At 64.3% G+C, this 20,282-nt stretch carries 19 protein-coding genes; 16 read left to right on the forward strand and 3 right to left on the reverse strand.

The annotated features are described in order from the left end of the window. Positions 1-28: 28 nt before the first annotated feature. The 14 genes from nuoL to BcanWU425_RS19530 all read left to right on the forward strand — a co-directional run bounded on the left by nuoL (position 29) and on the right by BcanWU425_RS19530 (position 15,605). Positions 29-2,128 (forward strand): NADH-quinone oxidoreductase subunit L, encoded by a 2,100-nt coding sequence (gene nuoL / locus BcanWU425_RS19465; RefSeq protein WP_018455083.1) that lies wholly within the window; start codon positions 29-31, stop codon positions 2,126-2,128. Next, positions 2,129-3,637 (forward strand): NADH-quinone oxidoreductase subunit M, encoded by a 1,509-nt coding sequence (locus BcanWU425_RS19470; protein WP_018455082.1) that lies wholly within the window; start codon positions 2,129-2,131, stop codon positions 3,635-3,637. It begins immediately after the preceding gene. 22 nt (positions 3,638-3,659) lie between these two features. Further along, complete coding sequence (gene nuoN, locus BcanWU425_RS19475; protein WP_204511345.1) at positions 3,660-5,096, forward strand: NADH-quinone oxidoreductase subunit NuoN; 1,437 nt, start codon at positions 3,660-3,662, stop codon at positions 5,094-5,096. Position 5,097: 1 nt separating this feature from the next. After that, positions 5,098-5,904, forward strand: coding sequence for a biotin--[acetyl-CoA-carboxylase] ligase (locus BcanWU425_RS19480; RefSeq protein WP_085394843.1), 807 nt, complete (start codon positions 5,098-5,100; stop codon positions 5,902-5,904). After that, entirely contained in the window at positions 5,904-7,574 is a 1,671-nt protein-coding gene (locus BcanWU425_RS19485; RefSeq protein WP_018455079.1) for a ribonuclease J, read from the forward strand. Before BcanWU425_RS19480 ends, BcanWU425_RS19485 begins: the two co-directional genes overlap by 1 nt. 12 nt (positions 7,575-7,586) lie before the next feature. Continuing rightward, a complete protein-coding gene (mce, locus tag BcanWU425_RS19490) occupies positions 7,587-7,991 on the forward strand; it encodes a methylmalonyl-CoA epimerase (RefSeq protein WP_018455078.1) in 405 nt (134 codons plus the stop codon). Between the two features lie 9 nt (positions 7,992-8,000). Beyond that, a complete protein-coding gene (locus BcanWU425_RS19495; protein ID WP_018455077.1) occupies positions 8,001-8,276 on the forward strand; it encodes a DUF1467 family protein in 276 nt (91 codons plus the stop codon). Between the two features lie 30 nt (positions 8,277-8,306). Next, positions 8,307-8,654 (forward strand): hypothetical protein, encoded by a 348-nt coding sequence (locus tag BcanWU425_RS19500; protein ID WP_007603574.1) that lies wholly within the window; start codon positions 8,307-8,309, stop codon positions 8,652-8,654. A 35-nt stretch (positions 8,655-8,689) separates the two neighbouring features. Beyond that, a complete protein-coding gene (gene mtnK, locus BcanWU425_RS19505) occupies positions 8,690-9,970 on the forward strand; it encodes an S-methyl-5-thioribose kinase (RefSeq protein WP_018455076.1) in 1,281 nt (426 codons plus the stop codon). Between the two features lie 131 nt (positions 9,971-10,101). After that, positions 10,102-11,691, forward strand: coding sequence for an ABC transporter substrate-binding protein (locus BcanWU425_RS19510; protein WP_018455075.1), 1,590 nt, complete (start codon positions 10,102-10,104; stop codon positions 11,689-11,691). A 60-nt stretch (positions 11,692-11,751) separates the two neighbouring features. Then, a complete protein-coding gene (locus BcanWU425_RS19515; RefSeq protein WP_018455074.1) occupies positions 11,752-12,675 on the forward strand; it encodes an ABC transporter permease in 924 nt (307 codons plus the stop codon). Continuing rightward, positions 12,672-13,493: an ABC transporter permease gene (locus BcanWU425_RS19520; RefSeq protein ID WP_007603580.1), complete on the forward strand. Its 822-nt coding sequence runs from the start codon at positions 12,672-12,674 to the stop codon at positions 13,491-13,493. Before BcanWU425_RS19515 ends, BcanWU425_RS19520 begins: the two co-directional genes overlap by 4 nt. Further along, the gene (locus tag BcanWU425_RS19525; protein ID WP_204511344.1) at positions 13,490-14,470 is read left to right on the forward strand and encodes an ABC transporter ATP-binding protein; all 981 of its coding nucleotides are present in this window, start codon (positions 13,490-13,492) and stop codon (positions 14,468-14,470) included. The genes BcanWU425_RS19520 and BcanWU425_RS19525 overlap by 4 nt, the downstream gene beginning before the upstream one ends. Continuing rightward, positions 14,463-15,605 carry an ABC transporter ATP-binding protein gene (locus tag BcanWU425_RS19530; protein ID WP_204511343.1) on the forward strand — a complete coding sequence of 381 codons (1,143 nt, stop codon included), beginning with the start codon at positions 14,463-14,465 and terminating at the stop codon, positions 15,603-15,605. Before BcanWU425_RS19525 ends, BcanWU425_RS19530 begins: the two co-directional genes overlap by 8 nt. Here BcanWU425_RS19530 and BcanWU425_RS19535 read toward each other — a convergent pair. Beyond that, the gene (locus BcanWU425_RS19535) at positions 15,520-16,143 is read right to left on the reverse strand and encodes a LysR family transcriptional regulator (RefSeq protein WP_026232872.1); all 624 of its coding nucleotides are present in this window, start codon (positions 16,141-16,143) and stop codon (positions 15,520-15,522) included. The two genes, BcanWU425_RS19530 and BcanWU425_RS19535, sit on opposite strands and share 86 nt — an antisense overlap. Before the next feature lie 129 nt (positions 16,144-16,272). Between BcanWU425_RS19535 and BcanWU425_RS19540 the strand changes: the two genes are divergently transcribed. Next, positions 16,273-16,665, forward strand: a complete 393-nt coding sequence (locus BcanWU425_RS19540) for a RidA family protein (RefSeq protein WP_026232871.1) — start codon at positions 16,273-16,275, stop codon at positions 16,663-16,665. A gap of 41 nt (positions 16,666-16,706) precedes the next feature. Next, the gene (locus BcanWU425_RS19545) at positions 16,707-17,411 is read left to right on the forward strand and encodes an L-2-amino-thiazoline-4-carboxylic acid hydrolase (protein ID WP_204511342.1); all 705 of its coding nucleotides are present in this window, start codon (positions 16,707-16,709) and stop codon (positions 17,409-17,411) included. A gap of 326 nt (positions 17,412-17,737) precedes the next feature. Here the strand turns inward: BcanWU425_RS19545 and BcanWU425_RS19550 are convergent, their stop codons facing one another. Both BcanWU425_RS19550 and BcanWU425_RS19555 read right to left on the reverse strand, forming a co-directional pair. Then, a complete protein-coding gene (locus tag BcanWU425_RS19550) occupies positions 17,738-18,766 on the reverse strand; it encodes an ABC transporter permease (RefSeq protein ID WP_085353317.1) in 1,029 nt (342 codons plus the stop codon). Positions 18,767-18,778: 12 nt separating this feature from the next. Continuing rightward, positions 18,779-20,281: a sugar ABC transporter ATP-binding protein gene (locus tag BcanWU425_RS19555; protein WP_231188447.1), complete on the reverse strand. Its 1,503-nt coding sequence runs from the start codon at positions 20,279-20,281 to the stop codon at positions 18,779-18,781. Position 20,282: the final 1 nt, after the last annotated feature.

Here is a 20,282-nt window from a genome sequence, read left to right on the forward strand (position 1 = left end):
CGACCAGATCATGCGGAAAGAGTAAATCATGGTCCAGGCAATCGTCTTCCTGCCTCTGCTGGGCGCCATTCTGGCTGGCCTGATCGCGCTGTTCGGCGCGCATGCCCGCAACCCCTCGGGCGACACGGTCGAGCATCACGATGATCACGGTCATGGCGCGCACGCCCATGCGTCGGACACGATCAACGAGGATGCGTCGGTCGTCCACGAGACTCATCACGAACCCGGAGATGGCCACGACGACCACCACGTCTCCAAGCCGCCCGCGGCGGGCTCGCGCGCTGCCGAGCTGATCACCACGGCGTTGCTGTTCGTGTCGGCGGCGCTGTCCTGGATGACGCTGGTCGATGTCGGCTTCATGCACCACGACATGCGCATTCCGCTGCTGCCGTGGATCCTCTCCGGCGATCTCCAGGTCTACTGGACGCTGCGGGTCGACACGCTCACCGCCGTGATGCTGGTGGTCGTGACCACCGTGTCCTCGCTCGTGCACCTCTATTCCATCGGCTACATGGACGAGGATCCGAACCGGCCGCGCTTCTTCGGCTATCTCTCGCTGTTCACCTTCGCCATGCTGATGCTGGTGACCGCCGACAACCTCGTGCAGCTGTTCTTCGGCTGGGAAGGCGTGGGTCTGGCAAGCTACCTCCTGATCGGTTTCTGGTACCAGAAGCCGTCGGCGAACGCCGCCGCCATCAAGGCCTTCGTGGTCAACCGTGTCGGCGATTTCGGCTTCGCGCTCGGCATCTTCGCGATCTTCCTGCTGGCCGGCTCGACCGATTTCGAGACCATCTTCCACGCTGCGCCCGGGTTGACCGGCAAGACCATCGACTTCCTCGGCTGGCACGCCGACGCGCTGACCCTGACCTGCCTGCTGCTGTTCATGGGCGCGATGGGCAAATCGGCGCAGTTCCTGCTGCACACCTGGCTGCCGGACGCGATGGAAGGCCCGACCCCGGTGTCGGCGCTGATCCACGCCGCGACCATGGTCACCGCCGGCGTCTTCATGGTGGCGCGCCTGTCGCCGCTGTTCGAACTCGCGCCGAACGCGCAGGCCGTCGTGATGTTCTTCGGCGCCACTACGGCGTTCTTCGCGGCGACCATTGGCCTGGTCCAGAACGACATCAAGCGCATCGTCGCTTACTCGACCTGTTCGCAGCTCGGCTACATGTTCGTGGCGATGGGAGCAGGGGCCTATTCGGTAGGCATGTTCCATTTGTTCACGCACGCCTTCTTCAAGGCGCTGTTGTTCTTGGGCTCCGGCTCGGTGATCTACGCGATGCATCACGAGCAGGACATCCGCAACATGGGCGGCCTGTGGCGCAAGATCCCCTACACCTACGCGGTGATGGTGGTCGGCACGCTCGCGCTCACGGGATTCCCGCTGACCGCGGGCTATTTCTCCAAGGACGCGATCATCGAGTCCGCCTACGCCTCGCACAATCCGTTCGCGATGTACGGCTTCCTGATGACGGTCGTCGCGGCCGGCCTGACCTCGTTCTACTCGTGGCGCCTCATCTTCAAGACCTTCCACGGCGAGCCGCATGACGAGCACCACTACGAGGCCGCGCATGAAGCGCCGATCTGGATGCTGATCCCGATCGGTGTGCTTGCGGTCGGCTCCATCCTGGCCGGCTTCCCGTTCAAGGAGCTGTTCGCCGGTCACGGCATCGAGGAGTTCTTCCGCGAGTCCGTGAAGATGAACCCGCATATCATCGAGGAGATGCACCACATTCCCGAGACCATCGCCTTCCTGCCGACGGTGATGATGGTGCTGGGCTTCCTGGTGTCATACCTGTTCTACATCCGCCGGCCTTATCTGCCGGTCGAGCTCGCGAACACGCAGCCAATGCTGTACAAGTTCCTGCTCAACAAATGGTACTTCGACGAGCTCTACGACATCATCTTCGTCCGTCCGGCGAAGTGGATTGGCTATCAGCTCTGGAAGAAGGGTGACGGCTTCATCATCGACGGTCTCGGCCCCGATGGCGTCTCAGCCCGCGTGCTGGACGTCACCCGCAACGTCGTGAAAATCCAGACCGGCTATCTCTACCACTACGCGTTCGCCATGCTGATCGGTGCCGCCGGCCTGATCACCTGGTTCATGTTCGGCTTTGGAGGCCAGTAAATGACGACCTGGCCAATTCTATCCGTCACGACGTTCCTGCCGCTGGTCGGCGCGCTGATCGTCTATCTCAGCCGTGGCGACGACGAGGCGGCCCGGCGCAACTCGCGCTGGATCGCGCTGTGGACCACGCTGATCACCTTCGCTGTGTCGGTGATCCTGGTCATGCGGTTCGATGCGTCGAGCGCCGACTTCCAGTTCGTCGAGAAGGCGAACTGGCTTGCCACCGGCATCACCTACCACATGGGCGTGGACGGCATCTCGTTGCCGCTGGTGATCCTGACCACCGCCATCATGCCGTTTTGCATCATCGCGAGCTGGAAGGCGATTACCAACCGCGTCCGCGAATACATGATGGCGTTCCTGATCCTGGAAACGCTGATGATCGGCACCTTCTCGGCGCTCGATCTCGTGCTGTTCTACCTGTTCTTCGAAGGCGGCCTGATCCCGATGTTCCTGATCATCGGCGTCTGGGGCGGTCCGCGCCGGGTCTATGCATCTTTCAAGTTCTTCCTCTACACGCTGCTCGGCTCGGTGCTGATGCTGCTCGCGATCATGGCGCTGTACTGGAACGGCGGCACCACCGACATCCCGACCCTGATGCACACCGCCGTGCCGCGCTCGCTGCAGACCTGGGCGTGGCTCGCCTTCTTCGCCTCGTTCGCGGTGAAGATGCCGATGTGGCCGGTGCACACCTGGCTCCCCGACGCCCACGTCGAGGCGCCGACCGCAGGCTCGGTGGTCCTGGCCGCGATCCTTCTGAAGATGGGCGGCTACGGCTTCCTGCGCTTCTCGCTGCCGATGTTCCCGCTGGCTTCGCACGACTTCGCGCCGCTGGTCTTCACGCTTTCGGCCATCGCCATCATCTACACCTCGTTGGTGGCGCTGATGCAGGAGGACATGAAGAAGCTGATTGCGTACTCCTCGGTGGCGCATATGGGCTTCGTCACCATGGGCATTTTCGCCGGTACCATGCAGGGTGTCGCCGGCGGCGTGTTCCAGATGATCTCGCACGGCATCGTCTCCGGCGCGCTGTTCCTCTGCGTCGGCATCGTCTACGACCGCATGCACACCCGTGAGATCGCGGCCTATGGCGGCCTCGTCAACCGGATGCCGCTCTACGCGCTGACCTTCATGGTCTTCACCATGGCCAATGTCGGCCTGCCCGGCACCTCCGGCTTCGTCGGCGAGTTCATGACGCTGCTCGGTACCTTCAAGGTCTCGATCCCGACCGCGTTCTTCGCCACCTTCGGCGTGATCCTGTCGGCCTGCTACGCGCTGTGGCTCTACCGCAAGGTCGTGTTCGGGGCGCTGGTCAAGCCGTCGCTGGCGAGCATGAAGGATCTCACCTTCCGGGAGGGCTTGACGCTGTTCCCGCTGATCGCGCTGACGATCCTGTTCGGCATCTATCCGAAGCCGGTGCTCGACATGTCGGCGGCCTCGGTCCAGCAACTCGTCAACAATTACAACACCGCTGTGACGGCCGTGAAGGCCGCCGCACTGCTCCAGTGAGCGGGCAGGTCAGGATATCGCCATGAGCTTTGAGACTGCAGGTTATCAACTGGCGCCGGTGCTGCCCGAGCTCGTGCTCGCGGTCGGGGCGATGGCACTCCTGATGCTCGGCGCCTATCGCGGGCAGGAGACCACCAAGACGGTCACGACGCTTGCGGTGCTGCTCCTGATCGTTGTCGGCGTGCTCGAATACATGCTGCCCGCGGGCAAGCACGTGACCTTCGGCGGCAGCTTCATCGTCGATGATTTTGCCCGCTTCATGAAGATCCTGGCCCTGATCGGCTCGGCGGTGACGCTGGTGCTGTCGACCGAGTTCCTGTCGGATCCGTCGCGCCGCATCTTCGAATATGCGATCCTGGTGCTGCTCTCGACGCTCGGCATGATGGTGCTGATCTCGGCCGGCGATCTGATCTCGCTTTATCTCGGCCTCGAATTGATGTCGCTGGCGCTCTACGTTGTCGCGGCCTCGAACCGCGACAACGCCAAGTCGACCGAAGCCGGCCTGAAGTACTTCGTGCTCGGCGCGCTGTCCTCGGGCATGCTGCTCTACGGCTCCTCGCTGATCTACGGCTTCACGGGCACGGTGGCCTTCACCGGCATCGCGGCGGCCGCGACGATCTCGAATGTCGGCCTGGTGTTCGGCCTGGTGTTCCTGCTCGCCGGCCTCTGCTTCAAGGTCTCGGCGGTGCCGTTCCACATGTGGACACCCGACGTCTACGAGGGCGCACCGACGCCTGTGACGGCCTTCTTCGCCTCGGCCCCGAAAGTGGCCGCGCTCGCGGTCTTCACCCGCGTCACGCTGACCGCATTCCCGGGCATCGTCTCGCAGTGGCAGCAGATCCTGGTGTTCGTGTCGATCGCCTCGATGGCGCTGGGCTCGTTCGCCGCGATCGGCCAGAGCAACATCAAGCGCCTGATGGCCTATTCCTCGATCGGCCATATGGGCTTTGCCCTGGTCGGTCTTGCCGCAGGCACGGTCGAGGGCGCGCAGGGCGTGTTGATGTACATCGTGATCTATGTCGCGATGACGCTGGGCTCCTTCGCCATCATCCTGGCGATGAAACGCGATGGCCAGCCGGTCGAGCAGATCAGCGATTTCGCGGGTCTCTCGCGGACCAATCCGCTGCTCGCCTTCATGTTCGCGATGCTGCTGTTCTCGCTCGCCGGCATCCCGCCGCTCGCCGGCTTCTTCGCCAAATGGTACGTCTTCGTCGCCGCCATCAAGGCGAACCTGTTCACGCTCGCCGTGATCGGCGTGCTCTCCAGCGTGGTCGGCGCCTACTACTATCTCAGCATCGTCAAGACGATGTATTTCGACGAGCCGGCCGGGCAGGTCGATCCGGTGCGCGTCGAAGTCAAGACGGTGCTGGCGGTCGCGGGCCTGTTCAACATTCTGTTCGCCCTGTTCGCGGGCCCGGTGGTGAGCGTCGCCTCCGCCGCCGCCAAGTCGCTGTTCTAGGATGGCATTCGCGCTCGGTCCTCGTGCGGCGTCGGCGGGCTACAAGCTCGCAGCTTTCGAACGGACCGGCTCGACCAATACCGAGGCGATCGAGCACGCGAGGCGCGGCGAACGCGGCCCGATGTGGTTCGTGACGTCGGAGCAGACCGCCGGCCGCGGCCGCCGCCAGCGCCCCTGGATCGCACCAAAGGGCAACCTTGCAGCCAGCGTCCTCGAAGTCCTGGACGTTGCCCCTTCCGTCGCCGCGACGATCGGCTTTGCGGCCGGGCTGGCCGAGGAGGCCGCCCTGGAGAAGGTCAGCCTGGAGGCTGCACTGCGCCTCGGCGAGGGCCGTCCCCGCTACGCCCTGAAATGGCCGAACGACGTGCTGGCCGGCGGCAAGAAGCTGGTCGGCATCGGCCTGGAGGCCGAAGCCATCGGCGACCGTCTTGCCATCGTCGTCGGCATCGGCACCAACGTCGTCGCCGCGCCCGAGGGTACGCCGACGCCTGCGGTGTCGCTGGCCGCGCTCGGCGTCCAGATCAGTGCGGAGGAGTTGTTCTCGGCGCTCTCCGATGCCTGGGTGGAATTCCGCGGTATCTGGGACAATGGCCGTGGCTTTGCCGAAATTCGCAAATTGTGGCTGGAGCGCGCCGCCGGCCTCGGCGAGCGGGTCGCGATCCACACGGGAGTGATGACGCTGGACGGCATTTTTGACACGATCGACGACACCGGCTGCCTGATCGTCCGCACCGCGGAGGGCCGGCGCGTGCCGGTCGCCGCGGGCGAGGTGTTCTTCGGCACGGCCGCCTCCGTGGGAGCTGCGTGATGGCGAAGCCGGAAGAACTGGTATTTGCACCGCTCGGCGGGGTCGGCGAGATCGGCATGAATTTGTCGATCTACGGCCTCGGCAACCGCCAGCAGCGCGCCTGGCTGGCGATCGATCTCGGCGTCTCCTTCGGCGACGAGGAGCATCTGCCGGGCATCGACCTGATCATGCCCGACGTCAGCTTCCTGGAGAAGGAACGCAAGAATCTGATGGGGCTGGTGCTGACCCACGCCCATGAGGATCATTTCGGCGCCATCATCGACCTTTGGCCGAAGCTGAAATGTCCGATCTACGCGACGCAGTTCAGCGCCGCGCTGTTCGAGGCCAAGTGCGCCGCCGAGCGCAATGCGCCCAAGATCCCGGTGACGGTGGTGCCGTCGGGCGGGCGCGTCGATATCGGCCCGTTCAACGTCGAGTTCATCCCGGTCGCGCATTCGATTCCGGAGTCGCATGCGCTCGCGATTCACACCGAAGTCGGCACGGTGCTGCACACCGGCGACTGGAAGATCGATCCGACCCCGATCATCGGCCGCCCGACCGACGAAAAGCGGCTGCGGGAGCTCGGCGATGCGGGCCTGCTCGCCCTGATCGGTGATTCCACCAACGCCGTGCGCGACGGCCGCTCACCCTCGGAGGCCGAGGTTGCGAGCTCCATCACCGAGCTCGTCAAGGCCGCCAAGGGCCGCGTCGCGGTCACGACCTTTGCCTCCAATGTCGCGCGCCTCAAGGCCGTCGCCATCGCTGCGAAGGCCGCCGACCGTGAGGTCGTCGTGGTCGGCCGCGCCATGGAACGCGTGGTGCAGGTCGCGCGCGAGACCGGCTATCTCGACGGCGTGCAGAGTTTCCGCTCCGCCGAGGTCTACGGTCATCTGCCGCAGGACAAGGTGCTGGCGCTCTGCACCGGCAGCCAGGGCGAGCCGCGTGCCGCGCTGGCGCGCATCGCCAATGACGACCATCCCGAGATCACGCTCAACCGTGGCGACAGCGTCATCTTCTCCTCGCGCACCATTCCCGGCAACGAGAAGGCGGTCGGGGCCATCATCAATGGCCTGGTCTTGCAGGGCGTGGAGGTCATCACCGACCGCGACCAGCTGGTCCATGTCTCCGGTCATCCCCGCCGCGACGAATTGCGCGACATGATCGCCTGGACCAGGCCGCAGCTCCTGATCCCCGTCCATGGCGAGGCCCTGCACCTGAATGAGCACGCCAAGCTCGCGCGTGCCGCCGGCGTGCCGCGCGTGCTGGTCTGCCGCAACGGCGATCTCGTCAAGCTCGGCCCCGGCGATCCCGGCATCATTGGGCAAGTGCCTGCGGGCCGTCTCTACAAGGACGGCACGATTCTGGAGGACTCCAAGTCCCGCGCGGTGGGCGAGCGGCGCCGCATGGCCTTCTCCGGCTGCGCCTTTGTCGCCATCGCCATGACGGAGCAGGGCGAGCTTGCCGACGATCCCGCGGTCGAACTCGTCGGTATCCCCGAGAAGAACAAAGCGGGCGAGCCCTTCGACGACCTCGTCTTCGACGCCGTGGTCTCCACCGTCGAGGGCCTGCCGAAGGCGCGCCGTCGCGACCCGGATGCGCTGGCGGAGTCGGTGCGACGCGCTGTCCGCTCCGTGATCAACGAACATTGGGGCAAAAAGCCCCCCTGTCTGGTACATGTGCTGACAGTGTAACGGGAGAGAAACATGCTGGGCCGGCTCAACCATGTCGCGATCGCGACCAAGGACGCCGTCAAGGCCGCCAAAATCTATGGCACCGCATTCGGGGCCCAGATCTCGGAGGCCGTCGCGCTGCCCGAGCATGGCGTCACCACGGTGTTCGCGACGCTGCCCAACACCAAGATCGAGTTCATCGAGCCGCTCGGCGAGGCCTCGCCGATCGCAAAGTTCCTGGACCGCAACGCCGACGGCGGCATCCACCACGTCTGCTACGAGGTGGTCGACATCATCGCCTCGCGCGACACGCTGGTGAAGGAGGGGGCAAGGGTGCTCGGCGACGGCGTGCCGAAGATCGGCGCCCACGGCAAGCCGGTGCTGTTCCTGCACCCGAAGGATTTTTCCGGCGCGCTGGTCGAAATCGAGCAGGCATAGGCCGAAGCCATGGCCATCCAGATCTCAACCGCGATCGCGATCTACTTCGTCATCTGGTGGGTCGCGCTGTTCCTGACGCTGCCGTTTGGCGTGCGCAGCCAGCACGAGGACGGCGTCGGAGTGCCGGGCAGCGACCCCGGTGCGCCGATCCTGACACGGATGGGGGGCAAGCTGATCTGGACCACCATCATCTCGGCGGTCATCTACGGGATCGCCATGGTCGCCTATCACGCCGGCTATTTGTCGATCGAGCGCCTGTCGAAATTGATGGGCATGCCGTTTTAGGATTTCGTGGTTGGCTTGGTTGGGGGAAGAATGACTTTTCAGCGGATCGTCGTCGCGCTTCTGGTGCTTATCGTCGCCGGTCTCGGTGCCATCGGCTATTTCGAGTGGAAGATGGCCGTGCAGGTGCGCACCCTGAAGGCGTTCGTCGAGGGCTATGTCTTCAATGAGGCCGTGATCGCCTGCGAGCAGGCCAAGAGCTCGACACCGTTCAAATGGAACGGCGGCAAGAGCACCGCGGTGATCGGCCTGAACTCGGTCAAAACAGACAAATACACCGTCAGCGCCAGCTACACGCTGGTGGCGGACAGCGTCTATTGTGATTACGATCCGATCAAAAGAAAGGCCGAGATCGGCTCGAGCTTCCTGGAGCGGGAGTAACGATTCGGCCATGCCAAGCATGGGATGGGATCGTCATGGCGCAGGGGCAGGGGGACTACCGGATTTTGCATGAGGCGGCGTTGCGGGACTATCTCGCGGGCGTTGCGGATCTCGCCGCGACCCTCGGCGGCGAGCCGGCCTCCTGGTCGATCACCGAAGTCGGCGACGGCAATCTCAATCTCGTTTTCATCGTCAAGGGCGGCCGCGGCGGCATCGCCGTGAAGCAGGCGCTGCCCTATGTCCGCCTCGTCGGCGAGAGCTGGCCGCTGCCGTTGTCCCGGGCTCATTACGAATATCTCGCTTTGTCGCGGCAGGCCGAGCTCGCGCCCGGCCTCGTGCCGGCGCTGCTGCATCACAACGAGGCCCTGGCGCTGACGGTGATGGAGCTGCTCGAGCCCCACATCATCATGCGCAAGGGGATGGTTGCGGGCTCGCAGTATCCGCGCTTTGTCGATGACATCACCACCTTCATGGCGCGGACATTGTTCTTCACCTCCGACCTCGCGGTGTCGGCGGCCGAGAAGAAGCAGGGCATCGCAGCTTTCGCCGGCAACCATGCGCTGTGCAAGATCACCGAGGATCTGATCTTCACCGATCCTTACCGCGTCGCCGAGCAGAACCGCTGGACTGCGCCGTATCTCGATGCGCTCGCCGCAGAGCTTCGCGAGGATATGGACCTCCACGTCGCGATCTCCCGGTTGAAGCTGAAGTTCATGGCGAGCCCCGAGGCGCTGCTCCACGGCGACCTGCACACCGGCTCGATCATGGTCACGGGCGGCGAGACGCGGGTGATCGACCCCGAATTCGCGTTCTACGGCCCGATGGGTTTCGATGTCGGCGCCGTGCTGGCCAACCTCCTGATGGCCTATTTTGCCTCCGCCGGGCATGAGCGCACGCCGGGCGAACGGCGTGCTTTCGAGGCCTGGGTGCTGGAGACGGTGGAAACGGTCTGGAACGATTTTACGCGAAAGTTCCTCGAGCTCTGGCGCGCTGGCGCCGCAGGCGATGCCTATCCCGCCTCACTGTTCGCCGGCGAGACAGGCGCGGCACGGCTGGAAGCCGAGCGGCAGGCCTACATGCAGCGGCTGTTCGCGGACACGGTCGGCTTCGCCGCGGCAAAAACCATCCGCCGCATCTTCGGCCTCGCCCACAATATCGACTTCGAGCTGATCGAGGATCCGCGCCGGCGCGCGATCAGCGAAGCACGCGCCGTCAGGCTGGCAAGGGCGATGATGCTCGAGGTGGGGGCGTTTCCGACCATCGCGGATGTCACCGCTGCAGCGCGAAAATTGCGCGACTGGCAGCCGGAGTTCTAGCGGGCTTCTGCGCAAATCGGTCGGGCCCGCGCGCGACGCTCGCATACGTCAACCCCTTCAAGACGCTTGCGCTCGACGTGCCGTGGATGGTCAACTCTCGGACCAGAGCACGCTGCGTTGTCGGAGGGACCATGATGTTCAGGATAGTGGCGATCATCGCGGGTTTGGGGCTGGCACTGGTGGCCTCGGCGGAGGCCCAGACGCCGCGCAAGGGCGGAACCATCCGCATGACCGCGCCTTATGGCTCGAGCTTCACCAGCCTGGACATTCTTACCACGCAGCGCGCCCAGGACGAGATCTACGCCAAGGCGCTGCACCGGTCGCTCTACATCTGGAATTCCACGGAAGGCAAGCCGGTTCTGGAGCTTGCCAAGGAGGACGTCGTCTCGGGCGGAGGCCTCGTTCATACCTTCAAGCTGCGCGACGACGCCTATTTCCACAACGGCCGCAAGATGACGGCCGACGACATCATCTGGACCTACAACCGCATCATGGACGGCACCAAGGCTTATCCCGGTGCGCGCTATGTCCGCGTGATCGAGGGCGCGGCGGCGGTCGAGAAGGGCCAGGCCAAGGAGATCTCCGGCCTGAAGAAAATCGACGACTTTACCTTCGAGATGAAGCTGACCGAGAAGGTCGATCCAGGTTTCTACTTCTGGAACGCGATCACGTCGATCTATCCCGCCGACGAGGCCGCCAAGGAGAGCTTTCTCCAGAAGCCGATCGGTCTTGGACCCTTCAAATTCGTCGAGCACGTGCCGGGGTCGCGCATCGTTCTGGAGCGCTGGGATCGGTTCTACAAGCCCGGCAAGCCCTACGCTGACAAGATCATTGTGTCGGTCATGGGGGAGGCCGCGGCACGCGATGTCGCCTTCCGCAACAAGGAGATCGACACCTCGGTGCTGGGACCGGCGCAATATGTCGCCTATCAGAACGACGCCGACCTCAAGGGCACGGTCGTGGAAGTCGCCGAGGTCTTCACCCGCTACATGGGGATGAATCCCGCGTTCAAGCCGTTCGCCGACAAGCGGGTCCGGCAGGCGATCAACTACGCGATCGACACCGACCTGATCATCAACAAGCTGGTCAAGGGCAAGGCCTACCGGGCCACCAGCTGGCTGCCGCTCACCTCTACCGCCTACGACAAGGCCATGAAGCCCTACGCCTTCGATCCCGCCAAGGCCAAGCAGCTGCTCGCCGACGCCGGCTATCCCTCAGGCTTCGAATTCGAATGGACCACCAGCCAGAACGAGAGCTGGGGTCTGCCGATCGTCTCGGCCGTGATCCCGATGCTGGACAGGGTGGGCATCAAGGCCAAGGTCAAGCAGGTCGAGACCGCGGTGCTGGCGGAGGTGGTTCGCAGCGGCGACTACCAGGCCTTTGTCTATTCGCAGGCGACCGGACCCGATCCGCAGGCCGCCCTCAAATGCTTCCACTCATCGACACCGCAGTCGGCCTGCAACTACATGAACTTCAAGAATGCCGAGTTCGACAAGCTGATCGACGAGGCGGGGCAGTCCGATGACGCTGCAAAGCGTACCCAGCTGCTGCAGAAGGCCAATGCTGTTCTCTACGAAGAGGCGCCGGTCTGGTTCTTCAACTACAACAAGGCGGTCATGGCCGTGCAGCCGTGGCTCAAGGGGGTTCAGCTGAATGCGACCGAACTGACCCATCAGAACGTCGAAGACCTCTGGGTCGACGAGACCTCGCCCGCGAAGTGACACGCGCTCTCGCGCTCCCTCCGTCGCCATGAACGACGGAGGGAGAGAGGAAAAGTGCCGATGCTCTCCTTCCTGTTCCGCCGCCTGCTGCAGACCATTCCGACCGTGCTCGCAGTGGTGGCTCTGGTGTTCGTGCTGTTCAGCGTCGTTCCCGGCAGCATCGTCTCGTCGATGAGCGACGATGCCGATCCGCAGGTCGAGCTGCGCATGAAGAAGCAGCTCGGGCTCGACGATCCCGTCTATGTCCGCTTCGGCGCCTACATCGCCAAGCTTGCGACCGGTGATTTCGGAACGTCGTTCCGGACGCGCGAGCCTGTGACGTTCATGATCGCCAAGCGGATATGGCCGACGCTCCAGCTCATCTTCACCGCCATGGCGTTTTCCGTCGTGATCGGTGTTCCCCTGGGTTTCATCGCCGCGCTGAAGCCGGGGGGTATCGTCGACACGCTGGCCATGGTCGTGGCGGTATCAGGCCTTTCGATCGCCAAATTCTGGCTCGGACTGGTGCTGATGTACTTGTTCGCGTTGAAGCTCGGCTGGCTGCCGAGTTTCGGCTATGGCGATGGCGGACTGAAATATCTGATCCTCCCGGCCGTGACGCTCGGCGTCTCGCCGATGGCGCTGTTCGCGCGGACGACACGCGCCGCGGTCCTCGAGATCATGACCGCGGATTTCGTCCGCACCGCGCGCTCCAAGGGCATGAGCGAGACCCGAGTCGTGAAGTGGCATGTGATGCGCAACGCGCTTGTCATCATTCTCACCACCGTCGGCCTGCAGTTCGGCGGGCTGATGGGGCAGGCGGTCGTGGTCGAGAAACTGTACTCCTGGCCGGGCATCGGCTCGCTGCTGGTCGACAGTGTCCTGCAGCGCGACATTCCGGCCGTCCAGGGCTCCATTCTTGTCGTGGTGCTGTCCTTTCTCGCTATCAATCTGCTGATCGACGTGCTCTACGGCGTGATCGATCCCAGGATCAGATACGCATGAAGCTCCGCGCCAATCTCATCATCGGTGGCGCGCTGTTCGCGCTTGCGATCCTGGTCGGCCTGCTCGCGCCATGGCTGGCGCATACCGATCCTGTCCTGGACGCCAATCTGCTCAACGCGGAAGAGCCTCCGAGCTGGACTTGGTGGTTCGGCACCGACGACCAAGGCCGCGACATCTATTCCCGCGTCGTCTATGGCGCGCGGGTTTCGCTGACGGTCGGCATCGTCTCGCAGCTCATCAATAGCGTCATCGGCGTCGCGTTGGGCCTGAGCGCCGGCTATTGGGGCGGCTGGTGGGACGATGTCGTCAACGGCCTGACCAATCTCATGCTCGCGATCCCCTCGCTGATCTTCGCGTTGGCCATCATGGCGGTGCTCGGTCCCGGCCTGACCAGCCTGCTGATCGCACTCGGCTTGACCAACTGGTCCTTCACGTGCCGGATCGCGCGGGCCTCGGCGCTGTCGCTGAGGAGCCAGGGCTATGTGCAGGCCGCGACCGTGCTCGGCTACGGCGATCTCCGCATCATGATCACGCAGCTGCTGCCGAACATGCTAGGGCCGATCGTCGTCATCGGCACGCTCGGCATGGGCAGCGCGGTCTTGTCCGAAGCCGCGTTGTCGTTCCTCGGCCTCGGCGTCCGCCCGCCGTTTCCGAGCTGGGGCAGCATGTTGTCGGATGCCCGCGATCAGATCACGACCGCGCCGTGGCTCTCGGTGTTTCCCGGCCTTGCGATCTTCCTGACGGTGCTCGGCCTCAATCTGCTCGGTGACGGCCTGCGCGACATTCTCGATCCGCAATCGCGGAGCCGGCGCACATGACCCGCACGCCGCTGATCGAAGTCGAGGATTTGCGTATCGATCTCGACGATGGATCGCGGCGCGTTGCGGCGGCCGAGGGCATTTCATTCCGCATCGATCGCGGCGAGACGTTCGGCCTTGTCGGCGAATCCGGCTGCGGCAAAAGCATCACGGCGCTGGCCTTGATCGGCCTGTTGCGGCAGCCGTTGTCGATCGGCGGCGGTGTCATCCGGTTTGAGGGACGGGAGATCCAGCACCTTTCAGCCGCCAGGCAACGGGATCTGCGCGGCAATCGCATCGCCATGATCTTCCAGGAGCCGATGACGGCGCTCAACCCGGTCTCGCCGGTGGGCCGGCAGATCGCCGAGATGTTCGTGCTGCACAAGGGCAAGAGCTGGCGGGAAGCCGATAGACTGGCGGTCGAGGCGCTGGCGAGCGTGCGCGTTCCCGCCCCGGAGCGGCGCGTGAAGGATTACCCGCACCAGCTGTCCGGCGGCATGCGCCAGCGCGTGATGATCGCCATCGCGCTCGCTTGCGGTCCGGATCTCCTGATCGCCGACGAGCCGACCACGGCGCTCGACGTTACCGTGCAAGCCGAAATCATCGAGCTGATGCGGAATCTGTGTGCCGAGCGGGGAACCGCAATCCTGATGATCAGCCACGATCTGGGGCTGGTCGCCAATGTCTGCCGCCGCGTGGCCGTGATGTATGCCGGCCGCATCGTCGAGGAGCGCGGCTCGGCCGATATTTTCCGGGCACCCTCGCACCCCTATACGCGAGGCCTGGTTGCCTCGCTGCCGCGGCTCGGCAGTCGCGCAGCGCTTGGCCGCAGCCGCCTGACGGAGATCGCGGGTGTGGTCCCGGCCATCACGAATTTCCCCAACGGCTGCCGGTTCAATCCGCGTTGCGCGCAGGCGACCGATATTTGCAGGACCACCCCGCCGGAAGCGGATTTGCTGGACGCCGGCGGCCTGGTCAGGTGTCACCACCATGCATGAGCCGCAAGCTAGTTTGGTTGAAACACGGCCGGACGACGATGTCATTCTCAGCGTCAGAGATCTCGCGGTCCATTTTCCGCTCGGAGGCGGCCTGCTCGGGCGCGGCCGGCGGCTGCTCCACGCCGTCGACGGCGTCGATCTCACCCTGAAGCGGGGCGAATGCCTCGGCCTCGTCGGCGAGTCCGGCTCCGGCAAGTCGACGGTCGCATTGTCGATCCTTGGCCTCGTGACCCCGACGCGCGGCCGCATCGTGCTGGACGGACAGGACGTGACCAACCGACCATCCGGCGATCGGAAGGCGCTGGCCCGCATCGTGCAGATCGTGTTTCAGGATCCCTACGCCTCGCTCAATCCGCGCCAGACCGTTCGCCGCACGCTGGAAGATCCCCTGCGCGTGCATGGCGTCACGGCCAAGAGCGAGATCGACGACCGCGTCGCGAAGATGCTGCGGCATGTGGGCCTGCGGCCGGAGCAGGCCGACCGCTACCCGCATGAATTCTCAGGCGGCCAGCGCCAGCGCATCGGCATTGCGCGTGCGCTGATCCTCAATCCGAAGATCGTCATCTGCGATGAACCGGTCTCGGCGCTCGACGTCTCGATCCGCGCCCAGATCATCAATCTGCTGCTGGAATTGAAGGAAACGCTCGGCCTCTCCTACATCATGATCAGCCACGATCTCGGCGTCGTCGAACACATGAGCGACAAGGTCGCCGTGATGTATCTCGGCCGCATCGTCGAGAACGGCCACTGGCGCGAGATCTTCGAACGGCCCGCGCACCCCTATACGCAAGCCCTGATCGCCGCCATCCCCGATCCCTTGCGCCATGCGCCGCTGGCGACGACAGGGGGCGACCTTCCCAACCCGCTCAATCCGCCGAACGGATGCGCATTCAGCCCGCGATGCCGGTATGCGGAGGCTGTGTGTCGGCGCGAGCCGGGGCCTGTGCTGGAGACGCGAGCCGACGGGCACGCGGTGAGGTGTTGGCGAAGTGACGAAATTGGTGCAGCGAGCGTCGCTCTATCTCCGTTACCCTCCGTGCCGGTCGAGCCTATCGTCTGCCACCAACCAGACGAGGGCGGCGATTCGCTATCGAGTTCTCCGCCGGCAGCGCACGCAGCCACGCGCGAAAACTGACGATCTCCGGACAATCCGCGGTGCCTTCAGGCGAAACCAGCCAATCACCCAAACCCGATCCCTGATCGATCCGGTCGCAGCGATAGCCGGGATGGTGGCCGAGGCCGCGGGCGAGCAACAGGTCGACCTTGCCTTCGACCAATTCGTGCAGGCCGGCCGGGTGCAGCACCCGCAAGCCGATCTCCGCATGCGTGCTGCGAAACGCCGCCAGGTCGAGGCGGCGGAGGTCGAAGCCGCCATGGATGCCCAATTGCAGCAGCACCGCACCTGCCGGTTTCAATTGCGAGGTCGCCTCCGCAATGTGGCGAAAGCCTTCGGAGACGCCGGGCAGATAGGCCTGACCGGCGACGGTGAGGACGAGCTGCTTATGCAGCCGCTCGAAGAGCTGCACGCCGAGGCGCGCCTCCAGCGCCTTCACCTGCTGCCCCACGGCGGCGGGCGTCACGTGCAGCTCGTGTGCGGCCAGTTTGAAGCTGAGATGCCGCGCGGCGGCCTCGAAGGCGCGCAGCGCGTTGAGTGGGGGAAGGGCGTAGGTCATCGGGCTCCATTTTGACACTGATGGGCTGTGGCCTTGCAATAGATTCTCTTGCGCTGAACCGCAGCAATGATGCTTTGCGGAGCGGTGATGGCGCCGGATACGGTCCGACCCGCAATCCGGAGAAACCTCGTGCCCCCAGCTCACCTCGTCAGCCACAATCCCGCAACAGTCCATGCGCCTGCCGGCGGCTACTGCATGGGACTTGAATTGACGCAGTATCGCCGCCTATTGTTCATCAGCGGCCAGGTGCCGGAGAGACTCGACGGCACCGTGCCCGAAGGTTTCGAGGCGCAGTGCGAGCAGGCCTGGCGCAATTTGATCGAGGTGCTTGCTGCCGCCGGCCTTGGCATCGCGCATCTGGTCAAGGTCACCACGTTCCTGACTGACCGCAATCAACTCGTGACCAACCGCTCCATTCGTCGCGCGATGCTGGGCGAACACCAGCCTGCGCTGACGGTCGTGATCGTCGAGACCGTCGACAGCAAATGGCTGCTGGAGATCGAGGCGATCGCCGCGGAGTGAACCAGCCGACTTTGCAATGAGCCAATCATATCGGGTGTCCCATGGCTGAGATCATCCATCCGTTTTACGAAGCGCATCGCGGTGCAATGGAGGCCGCCATGCGCGATCGGCTCGATTTGGCCGAAGCGATGTTGCGTGAGTGCGCGCAACTTTCCGAGATCGACGAGATCAGGCGCGAGGTGATGGACGAGTTCGAAATCGTGCTCACCCAAATGCCCTATGTCGGCGGCGCGGCAAGCCGCATGAGCGATTTCTTCATGCGTCTGATGGGTTTTATGGCCATCAGCCGGGTGCTGCGGCGCCACGGCGTGCCGGTGCCTGTGATCGGCGAGATCGAGCGGGAAACCTACAAGGCGCAATTGCTCACCGCGCCTGAAGCGGAGCGTCTCGCCTCAGGGCGTCAATTCATGTCGCCGGAGAACCAGGCCTTGCTGCGCGAGCAGGCGGCAAGAAGCGCGACTGAAAGCCATCAGACCGAATTTCCGGAAGATTTCGTCTACGATTTCGTCGAGCCTGATACGGGTGACAGTTTTGAGTTCGGCATCAACTACAAGGCTTGCGGCTTCTGCAAACTCGCGGCGCGCCATGGCGACAAGGACATTTTGCCGAACATCTGCGGGCTCGATTTCGTTGCCTACGCAGCGCGAGGCATCCGGCTGGAAAGGACACAGACGTTAGCGGGCGGTGCGAGCCACTGCAATTTCCGGTTCTCGCGGCTTGCGCCGGATGAGAAAGCGGAGAGCTAAGCCGCGTTCTCATGCTCCGCGATCGAGGTGAGGCTGGATTGCCCCTGCTGTCACGTCGTCATTGCGAGCGCAGCGAAGCAATCCAGAATCTTTCCGCGGCGGCAGCCTAGATTGCTTCGCTGCGCTCGCAATGACGGAGTTTGGGGAGCGACCCTGAGCCCATCCGCGCCCGCTGCCACGATGACATCCTGCTCCTGTTTTGCCCGACGAGTCAAATGCCGCCACGGTCGCAGCTACACAATTTCGGGTTTTTGTAAGTCGTTGAATTCCCTCACAGTCTCTACTGTGCATGGGGTTGTTTTCGCGCTTTTTGTTTTGAGGGGCGGCTATTCCACCGCTTTCTCCCTCAGCCGCTGCGCATAAACATTGATCACCAGCGCTGCCAGCAGGATCAGGCCGCGGATCAGGATTTTCAGGAAGCTGTCGATGTTGACGTGGTCGAGGCCGTTGTTGAGAACACCGAGAACGAAGAGACCGACGATGGTGTTGCCGATGCCGCCGCGGCCGCCGAACAGGCTGGTGCCGCCGACGACGACGGCAGCGATGGAGTCGAGCAGATAGGTGTCGAACTCGTTCTGCTGCGCGCTGCCGAAATGAGCGACACCGAGCATGCCGCCGATCCCGGAGCACACCGCCGAAATGACCATCACCGCGCCGAGGATGAGCTTGACGTTAAGGCCGGAATATTCGGCCGCCTCGCGGTTGCCGCCGACCATGTAGACGTAGCGGCCGAAGCGCGTGTAGGTCAGCACCAGATGTCCCAAGAGGAGCATGATCGCGGCGACGATGACGATCCATGGGATGCCGCCGATCGATCCGGAGCCGAGCGTGGTGATCACGCCGGGCACCTTGTAGGCGATCTGGCCCCGCACCAGCAGCGCCGAGATGCCGGCCGCGATCTGCATCATCGCCAGGGTCATGATGAAGGAGGGGATGCCGATCACGGTCAGTCCCAGCGCATTGACGAGGCCGAGAAACGCGCACAGCAAAATGGCCAGCAGGATCGCTGCGGCCCCGGGCAGGGGAATGTTGGGAATGTTGACGTAGGATTCCTGGAGCGTGAAGTAGGCGACCGCGATGCCCGTGACGTTGGCGATGCTGGCGATCGAGAGGTCGATCTCCGCGCAGAGGATCACGAAGGTGAGGCCGACGGCGATGATGCCTGTGACGGAGACCTGCGTCAGGATGTTGCCGAGATTGTCCAGCGTCGCGAACGACGGACTGGCCAGCGCGAAGAAGCCGGACAGGAAGATCAGCGTCAGGAACGGGGCGATGTTGCGCATCTGCGAGCGCAGGAAGGGCGCAAGCCCTCGCGTCCGCTGCCCCGCCGCCAAAGCCGTGTCACTGCTTGCCATGGTGCTTCTCCGTCACGCCGCTTCCAGCAGGCGGTCCTTGCTGACCGGCTCGTTCTTGAATTCGCGCACCAATGCGCCGCGCTTGAGCACCAGGATGCGGTCGGCCAGCGACAGCACCGTTTCCGGCTCGGTCGACAGCACGATGATCGCGAGCCCCCTGGCGCGGAGATCACGGACGATGTTGATGACGTCGTTCTTGGCGCCGACATCCATGCCGCGAGTGGGCTCGCAGAGCACCAGCAGTTTTGGCGGATAGGTCAGCCATTTCGCCAGCGCGACTTTCTGTTGGTTGCCGCCGGAGAGCATGCCGAGATCGAGGCCGACCACGGGCGGCCTGATCTGGAGCTGCTCGACCTGGCGCTTTGCGATGTCGCGCTCCTGCGCCGGCTTGAGCAGCAACGCCGAGATGCGATCGAGGATGCTGATCGAGATGTTCTTGTAAACCGGCTCCTGGTGAAACAGCATCGCGCGCCGGCTCTCCGGCACCAGCGCCACCCCGGCGCGCCGCGCCGCCGCCGTGCTCGCGAAGGTCTTGGGCTTGCCCTCGACAGCGAGCGTGCCGCCGTCCGGCTTCAGCTTGCCGAACAAGATGCGCGACAGCTCCTGCTGGCCGCAGCCCATGAAGCCGTAGATGCCGAGCACTTCGCCGGCGCGCGCCTCGAAGGAGATGTCCTTCAGGCTGCGGGCCAGCGACAGCTGGTCGACCCTTAGGACAACCGAGCTGTCGCTCGGTTGGGGCAGCATCAAATCGTCGCTGTAGCTGTGCTCGAGCGCTTCGCCGCCGCGGCCGATCATGGCCTCGATCAGCGCGCCCTTGTTGGTCGCGGCACTTGCCGTCTCCGCGACCTTCCGCCCGTTGCGGAACACGGTGACCGTGTCGGACACGCGCAAGATGTCCTCGATGAAATGCGAGATGAAGACGATCGCCGTGCCTTCCTCGCGCAGGCGCCGCAGGGTCGCGAACAATCGCTCGACCTCGGGCGGAGAGAGGGCGGACGTCGGCTCGTCCAGGATGACGATGCGCGCGCCGGAGAACAGCACGCGCGCGATCTCGATCAGCTGCTGCAGCCCAATCGGGAGGTCGCCGAGCCTGCTCATCGGATCGACGTCGATGCCGAAGCGGGCGAGCTGCTCGCCGGCCTCCCGCGCCATCCGCCGCCATTGCACGAGGCCGAGCCGGTTGGTCGGCTGGTTGCCCAGAAACACGTTCTCCGCAACCGTGAGGTCGGGCGCGACCGACAGCTCCTGGTGCACCATGGCGATGCCGGCGCTGTGAGCGTCGCGGGCCGAGCGGAAATGCGTCTCCTGTCCGTCGATCAGGAAGCGACCCGAGAATTCGGTGTGCACGCCGGCGATGATCTTCATCAGCGTGCTTTTTCCCGCGCCGTTCTCGCCAACGAGACCATGGATCTCGCCGGGTGAGAGCGCGAAGTCGACACCACGAAGCGCCTCGACGCCGCCGAAGCTCTTCGTGATGCCCTGCAGTTCCAGAATGGGCGAACGATCCTCTCGCATG

This window comes from Bradyrhizobium sp. WU425, from assembly GCF_021052305.1.
GTDB classification, from domain to species: Bacteria; Pseudomonadota; Alphaproteobacteria; order Rhizobiales; family Xanthobacteraceae; genus Bradyrhizobium; species Bradyrhizobium canariense_D.

Bases quoted from the DNA above. Each gene is read 5' to 3' on its own strand.
- nuoL (WP_018455083.1), top strand. From the start codon at position 29: ATGGTCCAGGCAATCGTCTTCCTGCCTCTGCTGGGCGCCATTCTGGCT.
- BcanWU425_RS19470 (WP_018455082.1), top strand. From the start codon at position 2,129: ATGACGACCTGGCCAATTCTATCCGTCACGACGTTCCTGCCGCTGGTC.
- nuoN (WP_204511345.1), top strand. From the start codon at position 3,660: ATGAGCTTTGAGACTGCAGGTTATCAACTGGCGCCGGTGCTGCCCGAG.
- BcanWU425_RS19480 (WP_085394843.1), top strand. From the start codon at position 5,098: ATGGCATTCGCGCTCGGTCCTCGTGCGGCGTCGGCGGGCTACAAGCTC.
- BcanWU425_RS19485 (WP_018455079.1), top strand. From the start codon at position 5,904: ATGGCGAAGCCGGAAGAACTGGTATTTGCACCGCTCGGCGGGGTCGGC.
- mce (WP_018455078.1), top strand. From the start codon at position 7,587: ATGCTGGGCCGGCTCAACCATGTCGCGATCGCGACCAAGGACGCCGTC.
- BcanWU425_RS19495 (WP_018455077.1), top strand. From the start codon at position 8,001: ATGGCCATCCAGATCTCAACCGCGATCGCGATCTACTTCGTCATCTGG.
- BcanWU425_RS19500 (WP_007603574.1), top strand. From the start codon at position 8,307: ATGACTTTTCAGCGGATCGTCGTCGCGCTTCTGGTGCTTATCGTCGCC.
- mtnK (WP_018455076.1), top strand. From the start codon at position 8,690: ATGGCGCAGGGGCAGGGGGACTACCGGATTTTGCATGAGGCGGCGTTG.
- BcanWU425_RS19510 (WP_018455075.1), top strand. From the start codon at position 10,102: ATGATGTTCAGGATAGTGGCGATCATCGCGGGTTTGGGGCTGGCACTG.
- BcanWU425_RS19515 (WP_018455074.1), top strand. From the start codon at position 11,752: ATGCTCTCCTTCCTGTTCCGCCGCCTGCTGCAGACCATTCCGACCGTG.
- BcanWU425_RS19520 (WP_007603580.1), top strand. From the start codon at position 12,672: ATGAAGCTCCGCGCCAATCTCATCATCGGTGGCGCGCTGTTCGCGCTT.
- BcanWU425_RS19525 (WP_204511344.1), top strand. From the start codon at position 13,490: ATGACCCGCACGCCGCTGATCGAAGTCGAGGATTTGCGTATCGATCTC.
- BcanWU425_RS19530 (WP_204511343.1), top strand. From the start codon at position 14,463: ATGCATGAGCCGCAAGCTAGTTTGGTTGAAACACGGCCGGACGACGAT.
- BcanWU425_RS19535 (WP_026232872.1), bottom strand. From the start codon at position 16,143: ATGACCTACGCCCTTCCCCCACTCAACGCGCTGCGCGCCTTCGAGGCC.
- BcanWU425_RS19545 (WP_204511342.1), top strand. From the start codon at position 16,707: ATGGCTGAGATCATCCATCCGTTTTACGAAGCGCATCGCGGTGCAATG.
- BcanWU425_RS19550 (WP_085353317.1), bottom strand. From the start codon at position 18,766: ATGGCAAGCAGTGACACGGCTTTGGCGGCGGGGCAGCGGACGCGAGGG.
- BcanWU425_RS19555 (WP_231188447.1), bottom strand. From the start codon at position 20,281: ATGCGAGAGGATCGTTCGCCCATTCTGGAACTGCAGGGCATCACGAAG.